The sequence below is a fragment of the Mycolicibacterium alvei genome, from assembly GCF_010727325.1.
Lineage (GTDB): Bacteria > Actinomycetota > Actinomycetes > Mycobacteriales > Mycobacteriaceae > Mycobacterium > Mycobacterium alvei.
The window spans coordinates 245,845-262,588 of sequence record NZ_AP022566.1; the positions used below are offsets into that span (position 1 = coordinate 245,845).

General features: G+C 64.1%; 16 protein-coding genes. 2 read left to right on the forward strand and 14 right to left on the reverse strand.

Annotated features, from left to right (window positions below):
* Window positions 1–1,499 precede the first annotated feature (1,499 nt).
* Both G6N44_RS28765 and G6N44_RS28770 read left to right on the forward strand, forming a co-directional pair.
* The gene (locus G6N44_RS28765) at window positions 1,500–1,961 is read left to right on the forward strand and encodes a hypothetical protein (RefSeq protein ID WP_064915516.1); all 462 of its coding nucleotides are present in this window, start codon (window positions 1,500–1,502) and stop codon (window positions 1,959–1,961) included.
* Window positions 1,949–2,611 carry a hypothetical protein gene (locus G6N44_RS28770; protein ID WP_064915515.1) on the forward strand — a complete coding sequence of 221 codons (663 nt, stop codon included), beginning with the start codon at window positions 1,949–1,951 and terminating at the stop codon, window positions 2,609–2,611. The genes G6N44_RS28765 and G6N44_RS28770 overlap by 13 nt, the downstream gene beginning before the upstream one ends.
* Window positions 2,612–2,730: 119 nt before the next feature.
* Here G6N44_RS28770 and G6N44_RS28775 read toward each other — a convergent pair whose 3' ends face one another.
* The 14 genes from G6N44_RS28775 to G6N44_RS28840 all read right to left on the reverse strand — a co-directional run bounded on the left by G6N44_RS28775 (window position 2,731) and on the right by G6N44_RS28840 (window position 16,714).
* Window positions 2,731–3,255 (reverse strand): DUF7161 family protein, encoded by a 525-nt coding sequence (locus G6N44_RS28775; RefSeq protein ID WP_425561216.1) that lies wholly within the window; start codon window positions 3,253–3,255, stop codon window positions 2,731–2,733.
* Window positions 3,256–3,311: 56 nt separating this feature from the next.
* A complete protein-coding gene (locus tag G6N44_RS28780) occupies window positions 3,312–3,692 on the reverse strand; it encodes a histone-like nucleoid-structuring protein Lsr2 (RefSeq protein ID WP_064915513.1) in 381 nt (126 codons plus the stop codon).
* 33 nt (window positions 3,693–3,725) lie between these two features.
* Complete coding sequence (eccCb, locus tag G6N44_RS28785) at window positions 3,726–5,618, reverse strand: type VII secretion protein EccCb (RefSeq protein WP_163670674.1); 1,893 nt, start codon at window positions 5,616–5,618, stop codon at window positions 3,726–3,728.
* A 27-nt stretch (window positions 5,619–5,645) separates the two neighbouring features.
* Window positions 5,646–7,883 (reverse strand): type VII secretion protein EccCa, encoded by a 2,238-nt coding sequence (gene eccCa / locus G6N44_RS28790; protein WP_163670676.1) that lies wholly within the window; start codon window positions 7,881–7,883, stop codon window positions 5,646–5,648.
* On the reverse strand, window positions 7,880–9,322 hold the full coding sequence (eccB, locus tag G6N44_RS28795; RefSeq protein WP_064915510.1) for a type VII secretion protein EccB: 1,443 nt from the start codon (window positions 9,320–9,322) through the stop codon (window positions 7,880–7,882). Before eccB ends, eccCa begins: the two co-directional genes overlap by 4 nt.
* A gap of 78 nt (window positions 9,323–9,400) precedes the next feature.
* Complete coding sequence (locus G6N44_RS28800) at window positions 9,401–9,781, reverse strand: hypothetical protein (protein WP_064915508.1); 381 nt, start codon at window positions 9,779–9,781, stop codon at window positions 9,401–9,403.
* A gap of 9 nt (window positions 9,782–9,790) precedes the next feature.
* Window positions 9,791–10,513, reverse strand: coding sequence for a hypothetical protein (locus G6N44_RS28805; protein ID WP_064915507.1), 723 nt, complete (start codon window positions 10,511–10,513; stop codon window positions 9,791–9,793).
* On the reverse strand, window positions 10,500–10,943 hold the full coding sequence (locus G6N44_RS28810; RefSeq protein ID WP_064915506.1) for a hypothetical protein: 444 nt from the start codon (window positions 10,941–10,943) through the stop codon (window positions 10,500–10,502). Before G6N44_RS28810 ends, G6N44_RS28805 begins: the two co-directional genes overlap by 14 nt.
* Window positions 10,944–10,947: 4 nt before the next feature.
* Window positions 10,948–12,681, reverse strand: a complete 1,734-nt coding sequence (locus G6N44_RS28815) for a WXG100 family type VII secretion target (protein WP_081285424.1) — start codon at window positions 12,679–12,681, stop codon at window positions 10,948–10,950.
* 29 nt (window positions 12,682–12,710) lie between these two features.
* Window positions 12,711–13,031 (reverse strand): hypothetical protein, encoded by a 321-nt coding sequence (locus tag G6N44_RS28820; RefSeq protein WP_064915504.1) that lies wholly within the window; start codon window positions 13,029–13,031, stop codon window positions 12,711–12,713.
* A gap of 22 nt (window positions 13,032–13,053) precedes the next feature.
* Window positions 13,054–14,070: a C40 family peptidase gene (locus tag G6N44_RS28825; RefSeq protein ID WP_064915503.1), complete on the reverse strand. Its 1,017-nt coding sequence runs from the start codon at window positions 14,068–14,070 to the stop codon at window positions 13,054–13,056.
* A complete protein-coding gene (locus G6N44_RS28830) occupies window positions 14,070–15,092 on the reverse strand; it encodes a transglycosylase SLT domain-containing protein (protein WP_234790507.1) in 1,023 nt (340 codons plus the stop codon). Before G6N44_RS28830 ends, G6N44_RS28825 begins: the two co-directional genes overlap by 1 nt.
* A gap of 14 nt (window positions 15,093–15,106) precedes the next feature.
* Window positions 15,107–16,336 (reverse strand): hypothetical protein, encoded by a 1,230-nt coding sequence (locus G6N44_RS28835; protein ID WP_064915501.1) that lies wholly within the window; start codon window positions 16,334–16,336, stop codon window positions 15,107–15,109.
* 66 nt (window positions 16,337–16,402) lie between these two features.
* The gene (locus G6N44_RS28840; RefSeq protein WP_163670678.1) at window positions 16,403–16,714 is read right to left on the reverse strand and encodes a hypothetical protein; all 312 of its coding nucleotides are present in this window, start codon (window positions 16,712–16,714) and stop codon (window positions 16,403–16,405) included.
* Between the last annotated feature and the right edge of the window lie 30 nt (window positions 16,715–16,744).

Consider the following 16,744-nt stretch of genomic DNA (forward strand, 5'->3'; position numbering starts at 1 on the left):
GCGTTATGCAGAGCACGATTCGTAGCGCGACCATCCACCCGATACGACACGCGCAAGGAACGCGGCACCAAGCGCGCCATACCCGCGTTACCAGGCATTTTCGGGAGCAGGATGGGGTTTCTCTGGGTGTCGGATGCGACGCCGACAATAGCCTGGAGGACAGGTCGAACACTATGCGCCGGACCTGCATCTTCATGCGATGTGCTTCCTTGCATCAAATCACCTCCTGGGCTGCTCTGGCTCGGTTCATCACTAGTTGATTGCGCCCCGCACAGTACATGAGAGAGGCCCGCCAGTGCCTGGGTGCCACACCCCACGAGAGATGCCGCTATTGGCGCAGGCGGGGAGCTTAATGTGGCTCGCGATGATTCGCGAAGTGCGTAGACACGCCTCTGCATGTATCACTGGACGCGGTTAGCACCCGCATCAAATGCCTCTGCACCCGCTTCGGCGGCGTGCCTAAATGTCATCGCGGTGGAGTTCATCGCAAACGTGTCTGGTGCGCTAATAAGTGCAGCCGGCATAGCCACCGCAGAGATGCGCAGCACGATGACGATCAATAGAGACCGCTGGTGTGCGGTGACGATTGGGCTACCAAGGCCCACTCGCCACCGCTCTTGGCCCGACGTCTCGATTCCGTTTCCGCCGGACCGATCAACGGGGCCAGCCCTCAACATCGTTGGACCCACGAAGGTGCCGTCAGCGGGGGAGTGGGGCTCCATATCCGCTCGCCTTGCATTGGCGAGTACGCCATCGAGCATTCCCGGATGAGAGCGCGATACGGACTGCTTGTAACCAGAATGTGCCGAACGCGAGGCGCCGTCTTGAAGGGCGGCCCGGTCTCATGCGCGGCGGCCAGACGCCCTCGCCGGAGACCGGAAGGGAGCGTCGACCTGGGGAAACGCCAGCCCGCCGAGAAGCGACTATCAGCGTGAGTCCCAGAATGGCTCCCCAGTGCGCTTCTCTAGGCACATACGTCGTCTCAGGCACCGTCTATCCAGGCCGCTCCTGTTTGTGCGTCTGTGGCCTGACTGGGATGTATTCCCAGGTGGGAACAGCCACGGCCTCAGCGCTCGTGCGAACTCGGGGGAGTGGCAACTGGCCAATGGCACTTTGGCGGTCAGCTCTGCGTCTCTGATTGCCGACGAGGGAAGACGCTCGATACCCCTGGACGCACAACGAGGCTCAAACCCTGGTCTCGGCAACGTTCTACACTCCGAGGTCGTCGGCCGAGCGCGCCCTTACGTCAGAAGGCCCACGCGGAGCGGCTACAAGCTCGCGATGAGAGGCCAATTCGGGCCGTGGCGGGGCCGCGCGCGCCGACGTCTCAACTAGCGGGCTGTTCCGCTGGGCCACCATTGTGCGTGCCCGTTCGAACATCGGGTGGGGCGATCGTTTCCAGAAGACTCGGGAACGCAACCGCGTGAAATCGCCCACGCGACAGTGCTCGGTCGGTCAATGATGTTCAGGGAACGCCAACTGACTCTGGACAGGCTGCGATGACGAGCTCCGAGTTCATAGATGATCGGGCCGCGGTGCTTGACCGTATCGTCCGTGCGCGGTCCGGAATCGTCGTTGACCTCGGCGCCGGTCGATATCGTCAAGCGCTTGATGCCGGTTGGCAGATGCTCGAGTTTCTTGGTGATTGGCGCGACCGGCGGTCGGGATGGCCGGGTGCCGATCCGGCCGAGCCCTACAGTCCCGCCGAGATGCCGCTGGTCGTCCAAGAGATCGGGCTGCTCAGCGACTTGCTGTTCGCCGCAATGGGAGAAGGGGACAGCAACCGGGTGATCGGGCTTCTCCTCGAACGTTTGGTCGCCAGCGCAGACCATGTGAAGCGCAGCGGATGGGTCCACCAAGCGGCAGGTGCTGCGATGGGCTTCGAAATCACGGTCTGTCAGCACAATCTCCCGACAGTAGATCCGCTGGGACGCTGCTTCCGCACGCCATGCCCACCGTGATCGATGTTGGGGCGTACGAATCCACGGTGCTCAAACCCGCCGTGTTCCTGATAGCTGCACTGGCGGCGGCGGACTATGCCGATTACGTATGCCGAATCGCCTGCTCAACTCCCGGGCCCCGCATGCCTGTCAACAAGTGGCTGGAAGCGTTCCGAAAGCGGATCGGTACGACCAGCGTAGTAATCAAAGATGCCGCAGCCGGCTCTACACGCTCCGACGACGAACGGGCTGCAGATCACGCCCTGTACGTGCAGGAAAGTGACCGCCAGTTCGAGTTGATGCTGGTCTGCGGCTCGATTGGTCTAGCTGCGTGGAGCCAGCTGTTTGTCTCGTCGGAGAACACGCCGGCAAACCGCTTGTCCGGCCTCACGCTGGGGCTGTTGTTCGCTGGTTCGGCGTGCCTACTTGCTGCACCGTTGATCTGGCGTCGTAAGGGTGCATATCTGACCGCGGTGGGGAGAGGCGCGGCTCTACGCCTCGGATTCTCACTCATCGTGGTATCCCTGGCGGCCGTGGTCATCGATCTCCACATACAGTTCTTTGCGGGGATCGCGGTGCTCGTGGCGTACGGAATTGTCGCTCGTGAGATCTACAAGACCGCCACCGATATCGGCATGCAGCGCACCGCGGTTCGCAAGCTGCCGCCTTGAGGCCCCTTCATCGTTACTGGTTTGAACAGTCCGTGATGATTTTTTGAGGCGTCTGCAGCGTTTCAAGCTTTGGCTGTCGTTGCGGGCGGCAGTCGCTCTTATTCGACCGCACAGAAGCCTCACACGCCGCCAGCGGATTCATCCGTGGATCGACGTTCCTCCTGCCCCCACTTGGCGCACCATCGGTCAATTACGGCCTGGGCCTGCTCGGCGGTGATCTCTTCGTGATCGTCGTCGTTGTGTCCCAGGAAGTACCGGCGTAGGTACTCCGTGGGATGCCACTGCATGTTCCGTCCAAACGCCTCGTCGATCGGCATTGGGCTGGTGTGAATGCGCCGGACGATTCCCGCTGGATCGTCGCGAGTGCTGCCTGCCGCTAATACTGCGTAGTAGGTGGTCTCTGGCTCGATCAGGCCAAGTTCGGCGTGGTCGATGAAGACGACAGACTCGGGGTGACCAGCTGGATGTACCCGCAGTGTCAATGTCGGATTGGGTGTGTCATCAAGGATCACGACGTAGTCCGTGCCTGCCCGTAGCAGATTCACCGGGACCCCTGCGTCATTTGTCGGCAGCTCGGTCAGTAGTACAGCCATACGGCCCGTTAGGCCAGTCTGGTCGTAGCGAATCGGTGCCGGGTTGGGCATTCAGAAAGCCTCTGTTCGTACAAGCCTGTGAAAAACGGAGTCTAGCCAGGTAGTCGCTACGGGTTCGGGGTGCTCGCGTCAGAATCGTCACCGTGACGATGAGCCGATATGTGCGCGTTGTAGGCGTAGGCCACTGCGGCCGGTAGCCGACCGACGGGGGAGACGTGATAGCCGTTGGCTTTCGCCCACGTGCGTGCGGCGGCGGGGTCGCTCACTGCGGGGACGGTGGAGCTGTAGGGCCCGCGTTTCCAGGGGCCTTTGACGCGGCGGGCGCACTTGATCCATTTGGCCAAATCGTGGCGCAGCCTTTCGGCGTTGGCGTCGCAGAGATCGATTGTGTACTCGATGCCGTCGAGGACGATCTCGTGGGATTTGACTACGCCGGGGGAGGCGGGGTCGCAGTCGTCGACGAGTGTTACCGACGTCTTCTTGGCCACGGCCCAGCCTTCCTCATAGCTGTCACCGGTACGTCATTCCGCCGGCGGATCGAAACCGGCCTGTATTAGCTCCAGGCCGTCCGCTGTGCGGTAGAGCCCTTGGCCCTTGGGCCGCTTCATCACCGAGAATTCGCGGCCGCTCGGGAAGTCCACCTTGTCGCCGGAGAGCAGGATGGTGGAGGATCCCATGCCGTACGCCGAGCTGATGAGCCCGCGCGACAGGAGTCCGTTGGCGAACTTCATGTGGCAGCCGGCGATGAGGTGGAAGCCGACGTCGGTCGCCGAGCTGATGTAGGGCAGCAGTTCGGACATCGCGCTATTGGTGTGCGAATGCGCCTGGGTCATTGCGTGGAAGTCGTCGATGACCAGGACGACGTCATAGCCCTCCCACCACGAACGTTCTTTGAGTTGCTCGGCGGTCAATGAGGCCGGCGGGCGCCGGGTGTTGAGAAGTCCGGCCAGCAGGTTGCTGGGGTCGACCTGCATCGGATCATTGGCATCGAGGGGCCCTGACCGCACTTTGGAGCGCTCGACATCGTTGGGATTGCGCAGATACATGTTGGGCACCATGTAGGACTCCGGGATCAGCTCCAGAAGTTTGCCGCGGTAGTCCACGACGATGAACGCGACCTGCTTTTCGCTGTTGCGTTGCAGAATCCCGCGGACCACGGCGCGCAGCGCCGAGGTCTTACCGGAACGGGAGTCGCCGAAGACCAGCAGGTGAGGATAGTTGGCCAGGTCTGCGACCGCTGGCTGCATCGTCTGCTCAAGTAGACCGACCGGGATGGTCCAGCGGTCCTTGTAGCTGTCCTGTGGGGTGGCCAGCGGCTTCATCCGCAGCAGGTCGGCCACCGGAACTCGATCTGGGAGTGTCCGGACGGGTGGTGCGGACTGGTGCCCTTGCCACTGTTGGGTGATCACCTCGCGGGTCTGGGCGTACGTCTCGGCGATCCCGGCCATCGTGCTCGCACCATCGAGGCGGGGTGCAGCGATCATGATGTGCAGGTATTCGGTGGACATGCACCGGCCGGCACGTTTCGGCACCGATTTGAGTGCTTTGCGATTGTCATTGAGGACGGTGTCGTCGGGGCTGGCGGGGTGAAACTCCACCTTGAGTCCGAGCAGGTCTCGCACACGGGAGCGCAGATCAGACCATCGGGTCGTGGTGATCACCACATGGATCCCGAAACCGGGACCAGTAGTGGCCAGCGTGATGATCTGCTCGACGAGCTTTTCGTTGTCCGGATTGCCGTAAAAGGTGCTCCAACCATCGATCACGAGCACCGCATCGCCGAATGGGTCCTGTGAGACAGGGTGGTTGGGGTCATTGCGCATTTGGCGGTAGTGCGCCATGCCGGCGATGCGGTGCTGAGTGAAGTACGCGCGGCGCCGGTCGAGAAGGGTGATGAGTTCGGCGATGGTGCGTCGAACCTTGGCTTCCTCGAGTTCGGTGGCTACACCGCCGACGTGTGGCAGATCCTCGAGTTGCACGAGTTGGTTGCTGGAGTAGTCCAGGCAGTAGAACTGCAGGTCACGGGGGGAGTGTGTGCATGCTCCCGAGAGGATCATCGTTTGGACGAATGTGCTTTTCCCGAGGAGTGTCGCTCCACCGATCGCGGCGTTGGAGGTCGTTCCGTCGAGGGTGATGGTCCAGACCGTCTGACTGTGCCTGCGCGGGTTGTCGATGATGCCCATCGGGATGCGCATGTGCGCCGGATGATTGAGCGCGCGGTCCTGGCTGAGAAGGCGGTCCAGCGCCATTGGGGCGACCAGGGGCGGCAGCCACATCTTGTAGGCACGTGGGCCGTCCCACTTGCCCTCAGTGAGCTGCATCATGACGCGGTCACGGACGCTGAGCGCGGCTGGCGGTGTGGCCAGCGGCGCGGGCCGTGGCCGGGGAGCGGGGGAGGGTGCGGGGTGGGACATGGGCAAGGCTTCCTGTGGGTAGACGGGTTAGCCGCGGAACGCTGTGACGGGATGGACCCGGGGTGCGGCGGGGCCGCGCGGGGCCGGGTTGTCGGCGCGGGGATGGTCGGTGGCCTCGTAGGGCAGGTCGGTGCGGGCGCCGGCGAATTTCACGGGGTCTTCGCTGAGGTTGAACCGGATGTAGCCGACGCCGGGTTCGTTGTTGCTGATGTAGGCGGCTTCAGGGGTGTCGATGACTCGCTTGGATTCGTGGGTGCTGGCGGTGCGCATGGCGATTCGGTAGGTCAGGTTGGGCTCGATTTTTTGGAGGTTGACGTTCTCCAGGGCCTGGGTTGCCAGCAGCAGGTGGATTCTGAGACCGCGGCCCTTGGCCACAATCGTTTGGAAGAGGTTGTTGAACTCGGGGTGGATCTTGAGCATTTCGGCGAACTCGTCGAGCACGATGAACAGCGCTGGCATCGGAGTCAGGTCAACGCCGCTTTCACGGAGCCGTTCGTAGGTCTTGACGTCCGGCACCGCCTGGCGCAACGCCTCTGCAGTTTCTTTCAGAATCCGTTCTCGACGCTCGACCTCGCCGTAGACCACGTCCTCCATGCGCTCAACGAGGTCGGATTCCGTTTCGAGGTTGGTGATGACGGCGGTGGTGTGCGGCTCGCGTTCCATTCCCTGGAATGCTGTGCCGCCCTTGAAGTCTGCGAGCATCAGGTTGAGTTGGGCGGGGGAGTGGGTGGCGATCGCCGAGAGCAGCATGGTTTTGAGGAACTCAGATTTTCCTGAACCTGTGGTTCCGATCAGCATGCCGTGGGGTCCGTTTCCGGCGTCGGCACCTTCTTTGATGTCCAGGTAGCAGACCTCGCCGGTCTTCTGGTTGTGTCCAACGGGGAAGCGCAGCCTGTCCTGGTGGGAGTCGGGGATCGGTGTGAGCCAGCGATCGGGCGTGATTTCTTCGATGGTGTCGGCGCCGAGCATGGTGTGCCAGCGCGTGTCGCTGCGGGTGACCGTCCGGGTGGGGCCAACGACCTGGTTCACCTGCATCGTCCAGCCGGCCAGGCGGCGGGCGAAAACTCTGGCATCAGAGGAGGACAACTCGTCGGCAGTGCCGACGAGTTGCCAGCGGCGGGTAGCGCTGGTTCCGCCTGAGTTGGGTTCGCGGTTGTAGACCTCACCGTTGTCGTCGACCCGGATCTGGTAATTGGCTCTGGTTTGTCCCAAGGTGATGTAGGTGACGCCGGCGCGGCCTTCGCGGGGATAGGTCGTTTGGCCGGTCAGATTGAGGATGAGGTGGTACGGCCCTGCTGGCGTCGTGCCCGCAGCGTGAGGGGACCGTGCAGCGAGGTCGGCGATGTGCCGGTCGTCGTTGGGGAAGATCAGGCGACGGGGACCTGAGGGGCCCTGCAACGTCGGATGGTGGGTATGTGGCAGCCACTTGATCCAGGACCAGTCGGGGTCCTCCGGGTTGTCGGTAAGCACCCTTATCTGCAGGTCTTCGGGTGAATGGAACGCTGCTAGGTGGCACACCATGGCCCGCAGCAGGCCGGTGGCGCGTGCTGGGTCCCCGCCGAGGCTGACTGTGGCATGGCTCTTGAGGTTGACGGCTTTGGGGCAGTCCTGGATCAGGCCGTGGGCGCGGATGAACTTGATCAACCACATGTGTGCGACCGGCTCCAGGTATGGCTGCGGCGCGGACGAGGGCCCGACCAAGGAGTCAACCGGAGTGTTGGCGCCGTCGGTGGACAGGCTGGTCGGCTGCAGAAGTTTGTCGTCGGCGGGAACGGTGCCGGTACCGATGCGTGCCGCACAGAACAGGTCGTGTTTGGGCTGGCGTGACCATTGGCGCGTCCCACCGACGAGTCCGACCAGATCGTCGGGATTCGGCGCGTGGTACGCCCAGTAGCTGACCTGTTGGTCTGCTGATTTGGCCACTCTGGGACGAAGATCGGTGAGGTAGCGCAGGAACACCTTGCGATCGGCGTTGAGCTCGGGCGCCGATTTTGACTGCGAGCCCATGTTGGACATCATCGAGACGCCCATCATGATGAACATCATCGGCATCATCAGCATGACCGGGCTGAACTGGCGCACGCCGGTGACGATCATCAGGCCGATCATGCCGACGATGGCGACGATCATCACCGCGGGCAGATACTTCTTCCACCCCTGGGCTTCAATCTCTTCGCCGAGTTCGGGTGGGCTGGCCGGGTTGATCTCGCCGGAGACAGAGGCCGGGCCTCGCTTGAATGTCGGGGTGAACTTTCGCGCGGTCATTTCGTTCCTGGCTGTCCGTTGGAGGGGATCGCTCTGGGCATCGGATCGGGGGGCAGCGTGTCGTGTTCGAGCAGGGCCGCCTGCTTGTTCAAGTCCGGACCGGATGCAAGCAGTCGAATTGCCTCCCATGGAGCTGGCTGCGGATTCGACAAGCCCAGGTGCGAGGCCGTGTCTTTTTCGGTGAGGCCGAATCGGACCCCGGCAGGGCTGATGTAGAACTGGCTTTCACCCTTGTTGGTGGGGCTGATGGTTTGGACGAACCGGCCCCCGGTCAGGTACACGGTGACTTCGCTGGTGATCTGCTCGATACCTGAGGACCGCTGATCGGCGGGAACCGGCACCTGCTTGCCGCTGAGAATCCGGATGCTTGGCGGCGTGGCGTCGGCTGACGATTTCGTCCACGCCCAGCACAGCACCGGTGCTGCAGAGCGGTCGACGAGCGTGACCGGCGTCAGAGGCGACTTGTACTCGCGCTCGGGGATGGAGGCGATGCGGTCGGGCGTCACCGTCGGGGGGTTGACGAAGCCGTAGGCGTTGGTGTTGCGCAGCGCGGCGGCGGTGACCTGGTTGACCTTGGCCAGTCCGTCCGCCAGCACGAGGTAGGTCTGTCGATCGGCGTTGGTCGAGTCGGCGATGACGGTACCGATCCGGATGCCAGGATCCAGGTCAAATCGGTTGGGTTCACCAGCGGACTGGATGAACGGCAACGCGAAGGCGTCGGCCGCGGGCAGCGAGTTGTAGAGCGCCTCCGACAGCGGGACGGTGGTGATCGCCGAGGGGGGCAGGCCGATGGCGGCGGTGATGGCTGTATTGGTCATGTCAATGGCATGGCGGCCGGAGGAATCGACCAGATACGTGGCATCGCGGTAGGTGACCAGTGCGGAGTTGTTGTCGCCCAGGGGATGGATGGCGTCCGACAGCGCCGGCTCGTTGGCAATGACAGACACCGCGACGCTGGGGCGCGTCGTCTCAGGCTTGGAAACCGTGTCGCAGACGGTCCAGTTGCCGGTGCTGGTCTGCTCGACCGGGGTGCTCCACGGGGCACCTGGAATGCCGGCAGTCTGCCCGCGGCGGAAGCGGTTGAGCTCGGCCGCCTTTACACGGCGGGGATTGTCGGCCTTGCCGACGATCAGACGGGCCGAGGTGAGGTTGTACACCGGCCGAAGCATGTTGGTGGTGTGTTCCAAAACGAACACCTCACTGGTGGCCGAATCGGTGAGCAGCTCATTGCCTTGAACTGTGCCCTGCGGCTTGAGCCAGGCCATGATTCCCGCGCCGATGCAGATGACCAGAGACAGAGCGATTCCGCCGCCGAGCGCGCGGCTGTAGAAGCGGCCTGGGTCGTCCCACATCGCGGTGTTGCCGCGCACGATGGCGTGTTCAAGGCGACGAAGCAGGAAGCGCCAGCCCGAGACCTGCACCTTGGTGGTCAGTCTCATTGAGGGCGGGTGCTGCACGGACACCACGTTGGCGCCTCGGTCTGTGTCGGGGCTGGGGCTGGGGTGGGTCATGAGCGGCTAGTGGGTGCGCGCCGGGTTCGAGGGATCGTCGTCGAGGCCGTAGTGCTGGGCGATCTGCTCTTCGACGTCGGCTTCGGTCGGGAATTGCTGCACCTTGAAGATGTAGCGCCGGCAGTCGTCCTCGTTGTCGCCATCGGCCACGGAGTTGCGGACCATGTCCTCGGCTTTGACCGCTCGGCTGCGTTCCCGAGAGAACTTGGCCGCCGCCAGAATGGCTTCACCCAGGTCATCCTCAGTCAGGCTCATCGCGGCAGGTTCCACCGCAATGTCGACCGCCACCCCTTGATACGTGGAGGTGACCGCGATGGTGCGGGCAGGGTTCTGGAACGTAAAGAGTCGGCCGCTATTGCCGGGCGAACTGCCTTCGAGGCTGGTCATGTCCCGATCCTAACTGACCAGTTCGGCCCCTTGAGCACCAATTTTCGCCGAATTGTCAAGGATGCTGTATCCGCCATTCTGATCACGGCAAATGCAGATTTTTCGGCTATTCCTCATGCGGGATAGCTCGACATGGACAGCGCCCTTTGTGATGCGTTTTTCAGGGGTGATTCGCTGCAGGTGACCGACGAGTTCGTCCATGGTCAGGCCGTCATAGGTGGTGATGATCTGGGCGATCTGACGTTGTTTTGGCGGAAGACCAAAGAACGTTTTTTCGCGCACTCGTTCGAATATCTCTGGGGAGGTACTGAACAACTGCTTCATCGGGATTTTTCGGACACCGACGACCAGCTGACCGTCGTGGGTATAACGGGCAACGTGGCGCGTCGTCCTGGCCCACTGCCGAGGCACCGAGGAGCAAAATTGATGGGCCTGCAATTCCAGTGCCCGGCTGGTTGCCTCGGGCAATTTCGCATGGCTCACCGTGGACAAGTTCAGGATGACGAGCTGGTCGTCTTGGTGAATGCCCACTGCGACCCATGGAGTGGGGTTTACCCGCTTGGGGTTCCAACGTGCTGCCGCGGTGAGGTTCCAGTCCGGCAGAGCCCCGACGATCGTCAGCTGAGCCGACCGGGGATCCAGCAGGGCGTAGTAGCCGTCCTGGAGTTCGGCCAGCGGACTGGGTGCCCCATCGGCAAGAAAGCGCTCGTAGGGTCCGTCACCAGCGGTCATTGCTCGCTGCCGGCGTTGCCGTCGGGAGGGTCGGCAGCGCTACCGGTGCCGAGACCGCCGATGGTGGGGCGCCCTCATACCGGGCGACCATCTCCTCCACCTTTCTTTGGGCGATGTCGAGCTCGCGGGTGTGCTCGGCTTCGATGGCATCAGCAGACTCCTGAGCGAGAGCATTGGCATTGGCCAGAGCCTCAGCGAGCCGCTTGTTGAAGGCTGCCGCCCCGATTGTCCGCGTGCCCGGCGCAATCCAGACACCCGTCAACCACCGGAAGTGGTTGACGGTTACTGCGACAGTCTTGGTGCTGTCCGTGGCGGTGGTCGAGTTGGTGTTCTGCGCCTCGATCAACCGGTCGTACAGGGCCATCGCATGGTTGATCAGGTCCATCGTCTCCGTGACGCGGGGATGCTGCGGAAATTGCTGCTCGGTCACCGGGCTAATCCTCCTTGGCTTCCGGTGGTGGCTCCTGCCCGATCTTGCCGCCCAGGAAGGCAGAGGTATTCGGACGTTCCTCGACGTACACCGGTTCGTCGGGGTTGAGGTCGTTGTCTCGCTGCTTGTCCGATCCGTTCCCACGATTGCCGGCGTGCGGCATCATGCCCATCGGCATGCCAGCGCCGATAGCCGACGCCGACGGCGCGGGGCCGGTCGGCACAGCCGATGGGGCGCTGGTCAGCGGTGCGGCGGTCGACGGTAGTCCGGGGGTCGCTGCCGGCGTCGGCGCGCCGCCACCGCCCCCGCCACCAGGTGCTCCGCCGCCGGGGCCACCACCCATCGGTTCGAAGGCCGCCGGCTCTACCGGCGGATCGGTGGGTGGGGTCATCGGTGGGGTCATCGGTGGGGTTGGGGTCTGCGGCATCGAGGGCATCTGCGGCATTTGCGGCATGCCCTGCCCACCGCTGCTGGGCATCTGCGCGGCCTGTCCCAAGCCCTGGGTCAGTCCCTGCATCAGCGGCATCATCGCGGGCATTGCCTGAGGTGACCCATCCGCCAAGGGATCGCTTTGAGCGGCCGGGTCGGTGACCGCCGCCTCGTCAGGCTTCGGCGGAGGATCGGACAGGTCCGAGGCAGAGGTGTCCATCGACTTGATCGACGGCGCCGTGCGGGGATCCTTTTCTTTGTCGTGCGGCCCGGAGCCATTGGGGTCGGGGCGGGGACTGCCGGCGGTGTCGTCTCCCGGCTTCTTTGACGGGTCCTCATCGGGGCGGCGCTTGCTGTCGTCAGGCTGCGGCTTGGGCTTTTCCTGCGGCTTGGGTCCCGGGTTCGGATTGACCGGACTCGGTGCCGGCGGCACGACCGCCTCGGGCACGGTGGCATTGGTGGCGTAGGAAGTCATCACTGTGGAGGACTTCGTCTGCGCATCGCTCAGCTGCTTCTGGTAGTTGGCGGCCTCAGGCTGGTTGCCGGCGGCCACGGCGTTGGCGTAGTTGCGGCGCAGCGTCTGTATTTGAGTGGGCGTGGGGTGCTCAGCGATCACCTGCTGATGCGCCGAGACCACCTGGTCTGCGTAGGTGGCGGCGTCGCGGTGCGTCTGAGCGGCCGTCTTGAACCACGCAGCGAACGGGACCAGGCGCCCGATCGCTGCGGTAGAAGCATCGCCAGACCACTCGGCCTGAATGTTGGTGATGGCGTTATTGACCGTTGAGGCATAGCTGTCGATGGTCGTGGCCTGTGTACGCCAGGTCTGCGCCATCGTGGTGATTGATGCACCTTGATCACCGCTGTGCAGGCTAGCGGCAGCAACGTCGACCATCTCTGGCACCGCCGTCGGCGCAGGCGGGTGCGGCAACAGAACCGGCTCAGGCGGATGCGGCGGAACTGGCGGCGGTGGGACCACTGCCGCTGGCTCGGCGGGCGCTGGCACATTGTGGCCCTGCGCGGTGTAGAGGGCAGCTTTGGCCCGGGCCACCCCGTGGCTGGCCCTGGCGTCGGTCTGCTCGTAGTGCGAGGCTACGGACGTATAAGTGGCTGCGGCCCTCAGCGCGAGCAGCTGAGCGTGAGCCATCAGTTGGGACAGGTTGGCGCCCAACGCATTCAGCTGTTCACTGGCAGCCACCGAAACTGGATGAACAGAGGCCGGCGCTACAGGTGCCGACGCCGACGGCGTGATCGTTCCCAGCGTCGACCCCGTCGCGCGTAGCACAGCTGGATTGACTCGAACTTCGCTCATTGTGAGTCCTCACCCCCTCGTGGAAAAAATCATATGCCCAGAACCGTGGACCGAATTGCACGAGATTCTTCGTCGTCAGTGCGGGTGGAGCGCTCTGCGCTGGCGGTGGATGCGCGGCTGGCCAATTCGTAGCTGGCGATCAACTCCTCGGTACGTTGGCGCACCTGGGCGCCATGGCGCCGCAGCGCCTCGACCACGGGGTACGCGACCAGACCGAACCGCTTGAGCAACAGCTCATAGCGCTGCGGGTTGTCGTACTGGTCGATCCATTCCTTGAGGCGGGCGGCATGTTCAGCGTTGGCCGTCGAGTTCACAGCCAGCTGAGCGGGGTCAACGTGGAAGTCGCTCATGGTGGGTTCTCCTTGTCTGTGGTTAGGCGATGCGTCGTACTTGAGCGTCGGAAGGCATCGGGCTGACCTTGACTCTTTGGCCGAAGTCAGGGGCATGGACCACGCGACCGTCGCCGAGCGCGACACCCACGTGGGCTGGGCCGCCGCTCTTGAAATTCGAGTACACGGCGTCGCCGGCCTGGGCGGCCGATGCGGAGACAGGGTCGCCATAGCCGATCTGCTGGGTGGTGACGCGGGGCAGCAACACGCCGGCACCTTCGTAGGCGGAGTACTGCAACAGGCCTGAACAATCGAAGCCGCCGCCAGTGGGGCCGCCGATGTCCCCGCCACCCCACACATAGGGCAGACCCACCTGTTTGAGCGCGACTTCGGCGATCTTGCGACCTCGCTCAGATCCGGGCCCGACGGCGCCGCCTGGAGACCCGCCCAAAGCCCCGGATGGTGAGTTGCCGGGGGAAAGGGGGTGGGTGACCTCTTTGGGGATGGTCAGTCCGGACAGCACGCTGGACAGCGGGGAGAGTGCCTGCATGGGGGCGCCGAGCATCTGCGGCATCGCGCCCATGGGAGCGGCCATCGGTGCAGCCATCGACGGCAGCGCGGACATGAGCGGGTTTGCGCCGCCCATCGTGGGAAGTCGGCCTTGGGCGTTGCGCACGGTGTTGGCGCCGTCTTGGGTGCGCACGCGGTCGAGCTGGGCCATGCGGGCGGCGACCTCAGGATCCGACGAGGCGCTGGCCAGGCGGGATTTGTTGACCTTGTAGTCGTCCTTGATGTCGGTCATGTTTTTCTTGCCGTCTTGCACGACCTGGCCGGTGGCGTCGACACGTTGTTTGGTGTCGTCGTCGGAGTTGGCGAATGCGGTGGCCGCAGAGTTCAGCGTGTTCTGCCGGTTGTCGAGGGCTTGAGCTGCAGGAGATTGCCAGCTGGCCGGTGTCTCGATCGAGGGCATGGTGCGCACCATCGGCGCGGCCGACCCGCCCGGGCGCGGCGAGGCGCCGAACAGGTCGTCCATCGCGTTCAAAAACGGCTCGGCACTCATCAGTAGCCCTTCGGGGGGCGGGTCGGGTCGGCCTGCTGCACACGAGCGGCGAAGTTCGAGCCGTCGGCCGCTACGCCGTAGCGATCTTGCACATAGTTGATCACCGCGGCGGCCTGAGCGATCGGGTCGCGCAGGGAGGTGGAGGTGCCTGGCTCATGGTGAGCAGCGAACGTGGTGCGGATCATCTGGAACGCGCCCTCGGACGGGTTTCCATTGCGCGCGTTGATGTCCCAGTCGTTGACCGCGTTGATGTTGAACTTCGATTCGCGGTCCGCAATGGTCATCAGACCTGATGACCAGTACTGGCGGGCCCGCGGATCGGTGATGCCCTTGATGTCGAGGGCCTTCTTGATCGCGTTGCGGATACCCGCAGGCCCCGACCCAGCCGGACCCGACGGGCCGCTGTCCGCCGGCGCCCCGGATGGTGAGTTGCCGGGGGAAAGGGGGTGGGTGACCTCTTTGGGGATGGTCAGTCCGGACAGCACGCTGGACAGCGGGGAGAGTGCCTGCATGGGGGCGCCGAGCATCTGCGGCATCGCGCCCATGGGAGCGGCCATCGGTGCAGCCATCGACGGCAGCGCGGACATGAGCGGGTTTGCGCCGCCCATCGTGGGAAGTCGGCCTTGGGCGTTGCGCACGGTGTTGGCGCCGTCTTGGGTGCGCACGCGGTCGAGCTGGGCCATGCGGGCGGCGACCTCAGGATCCGACGAGGCGCTGGCCAGGCGGGATTTGTTGACCTTGTAGTCGTCCTTGATGTCGGTCATGTTTTTCTTGCCGTCTTGCACGACCTGGCCGGTGGCGTCGACACGTTGTTTGGTGTCGTCGTCGGAGTTGGCGAATGCGGTGGCCGCAGAGTTCAGCGTGTTCTGCCGGTTGTCGAGGGCTTGAGCTGCAGGAGATTGCCAGCTGGCCGGTGTCTCGATCGAGGGCATGGTGCGCACCATCGGCGCGGCCGACCCGCCCGGGCGCGGCGAGGCGCCGAACAGGTCGTCCATCGCGTTCAAAAACGGCTCCGCACTCATCAGTGGTGTGCTCTCTAGGAACTGGCCTCGACGGGGACCGGCGTCTCAGGCGCCACATGGCTGACCGGCTGCGCTGTGGTAGCGGACTGGCCCCGAGTCGGGCGGAAGAATGCGTTGAACACTCCAGAGCTGAGCATCGCGTTGAGATCGGCGAGCTTGCCGCTGCTGTCGATCACCTTGCCATTGCCCCACACAAGAAGGTCGCGGGGCGGGTCGTCCCACCGGGCGATATCGCCGGGTTTGATGTCGCTCGAAGAAACGAGTTCGCCCGGATCGGCGCCATCGGCCGGCAAGTTGATTCCGGCCGCCGCGTAGCTCGACGCGGCCTGATTGGCAGCGCCCGGATTCTGCATCGCGTGGCGCAAAGCCGCGGCCGCGGTTTCGTCAGGTGCCGTGGTCTTCTCACCGTCAGGGGACACCACTTCCTTGAGCGCGGGATTGTCCGGCTGTGGAGATAGCGGATTCTCCGGCTTGGCCGGATCCCCGGGATGTGCCGGGTCCGTGGGGGTTTGGTTGCCGGCCGGATGAGTTTCAAGCGGGTTCGACACCGGAGCAGGGCCCGGGCCAGCGCCCTCGTTGCCCGGGTTCGCCAGAGGATTGGCTGTAGCCGGAGTGGGACCGGCCGAGCCGGAGTCCATCGCCAGAGGATTGGCCGGCGCCGGTCCGGCCGGCGCGCCGCCGCCGCCGCCAAGCGCGGAAAAGGGATTCATGCCACCGCCCATCGCGGGCATGCCCGGCATACCGCCACCGAGAGCGCCTAGAGGATTCATCCCCCCCAACCCAGGCAGACCGCCGGCGAGGCCGCGATTGGCAGCGTCAGTGCCACCAATGGTGTCGCGTAGTTGCTGTAGGCCGTTGCGCACCGCGTTGTCGGTATTGGCCTGGGTTTCGGGGGTCGCACCGCCGTCGGGACTGTTGTTGCGGCCAGCGACCGTTTTCAACTCTTCGAGGATCTGGTCCAGCTTGGTGCGTCCCTCCGCTGAGTTGGCCTCGGCCTGATCCTGGGTGTTCTCACCATTTTTCGCCTGACCGTCCACCTCCTTGCCGTTCTCAGTGTTCTTCTTGTTGCGGTCCTGCTCGGCGTCGGTGCTCGACCCCGCGTTTATCGGCGGGGCAACAGGAGGCTGGGGCGGCTTGTCGGCTTTCTCACCGTCTCCGAGCATGTCGCGGCCCCAGTCGAATAGCTCGGCGATGCAGCCACCGAGACCGACACCGAGCAAGATCGGAATGAGCGGAAGTGGCATGGTATCGAGCGCCTTTCGCGGTTGGGGCGATGCGGGCCGCTCAGGGCGGCACAGCCTCGTTGCTGGTCAGCTAAGTCTAGAAATCTCAGGAGCTGCCCCGTCTGGATTCTTGGCACCATTCCGGTGTCCCCCAGCGTTTCCGGGAGCGTGCTTTTTCTGCAGGTGGTAGAGCCGACGGCGCCGCTGCAGGCCCAGCTCCCCGAGCTCCTCGGCCGACCACCCGGACGCCAGCGCGGCCTGATAGGCCGAACGCTGAGTATTGATCAGGTCAACGATCGCCTGCTCGGCGTCAACGACAAGCTTGTCCGCGTCGATCAGCGCGGTGAGCTTGGCCGCCTTGCGATCCAAGAGCCTCTTCACGTCGGCGGGACGGGTCATCCAATGTCCTTTCCAAGCTGAATTTCGGTG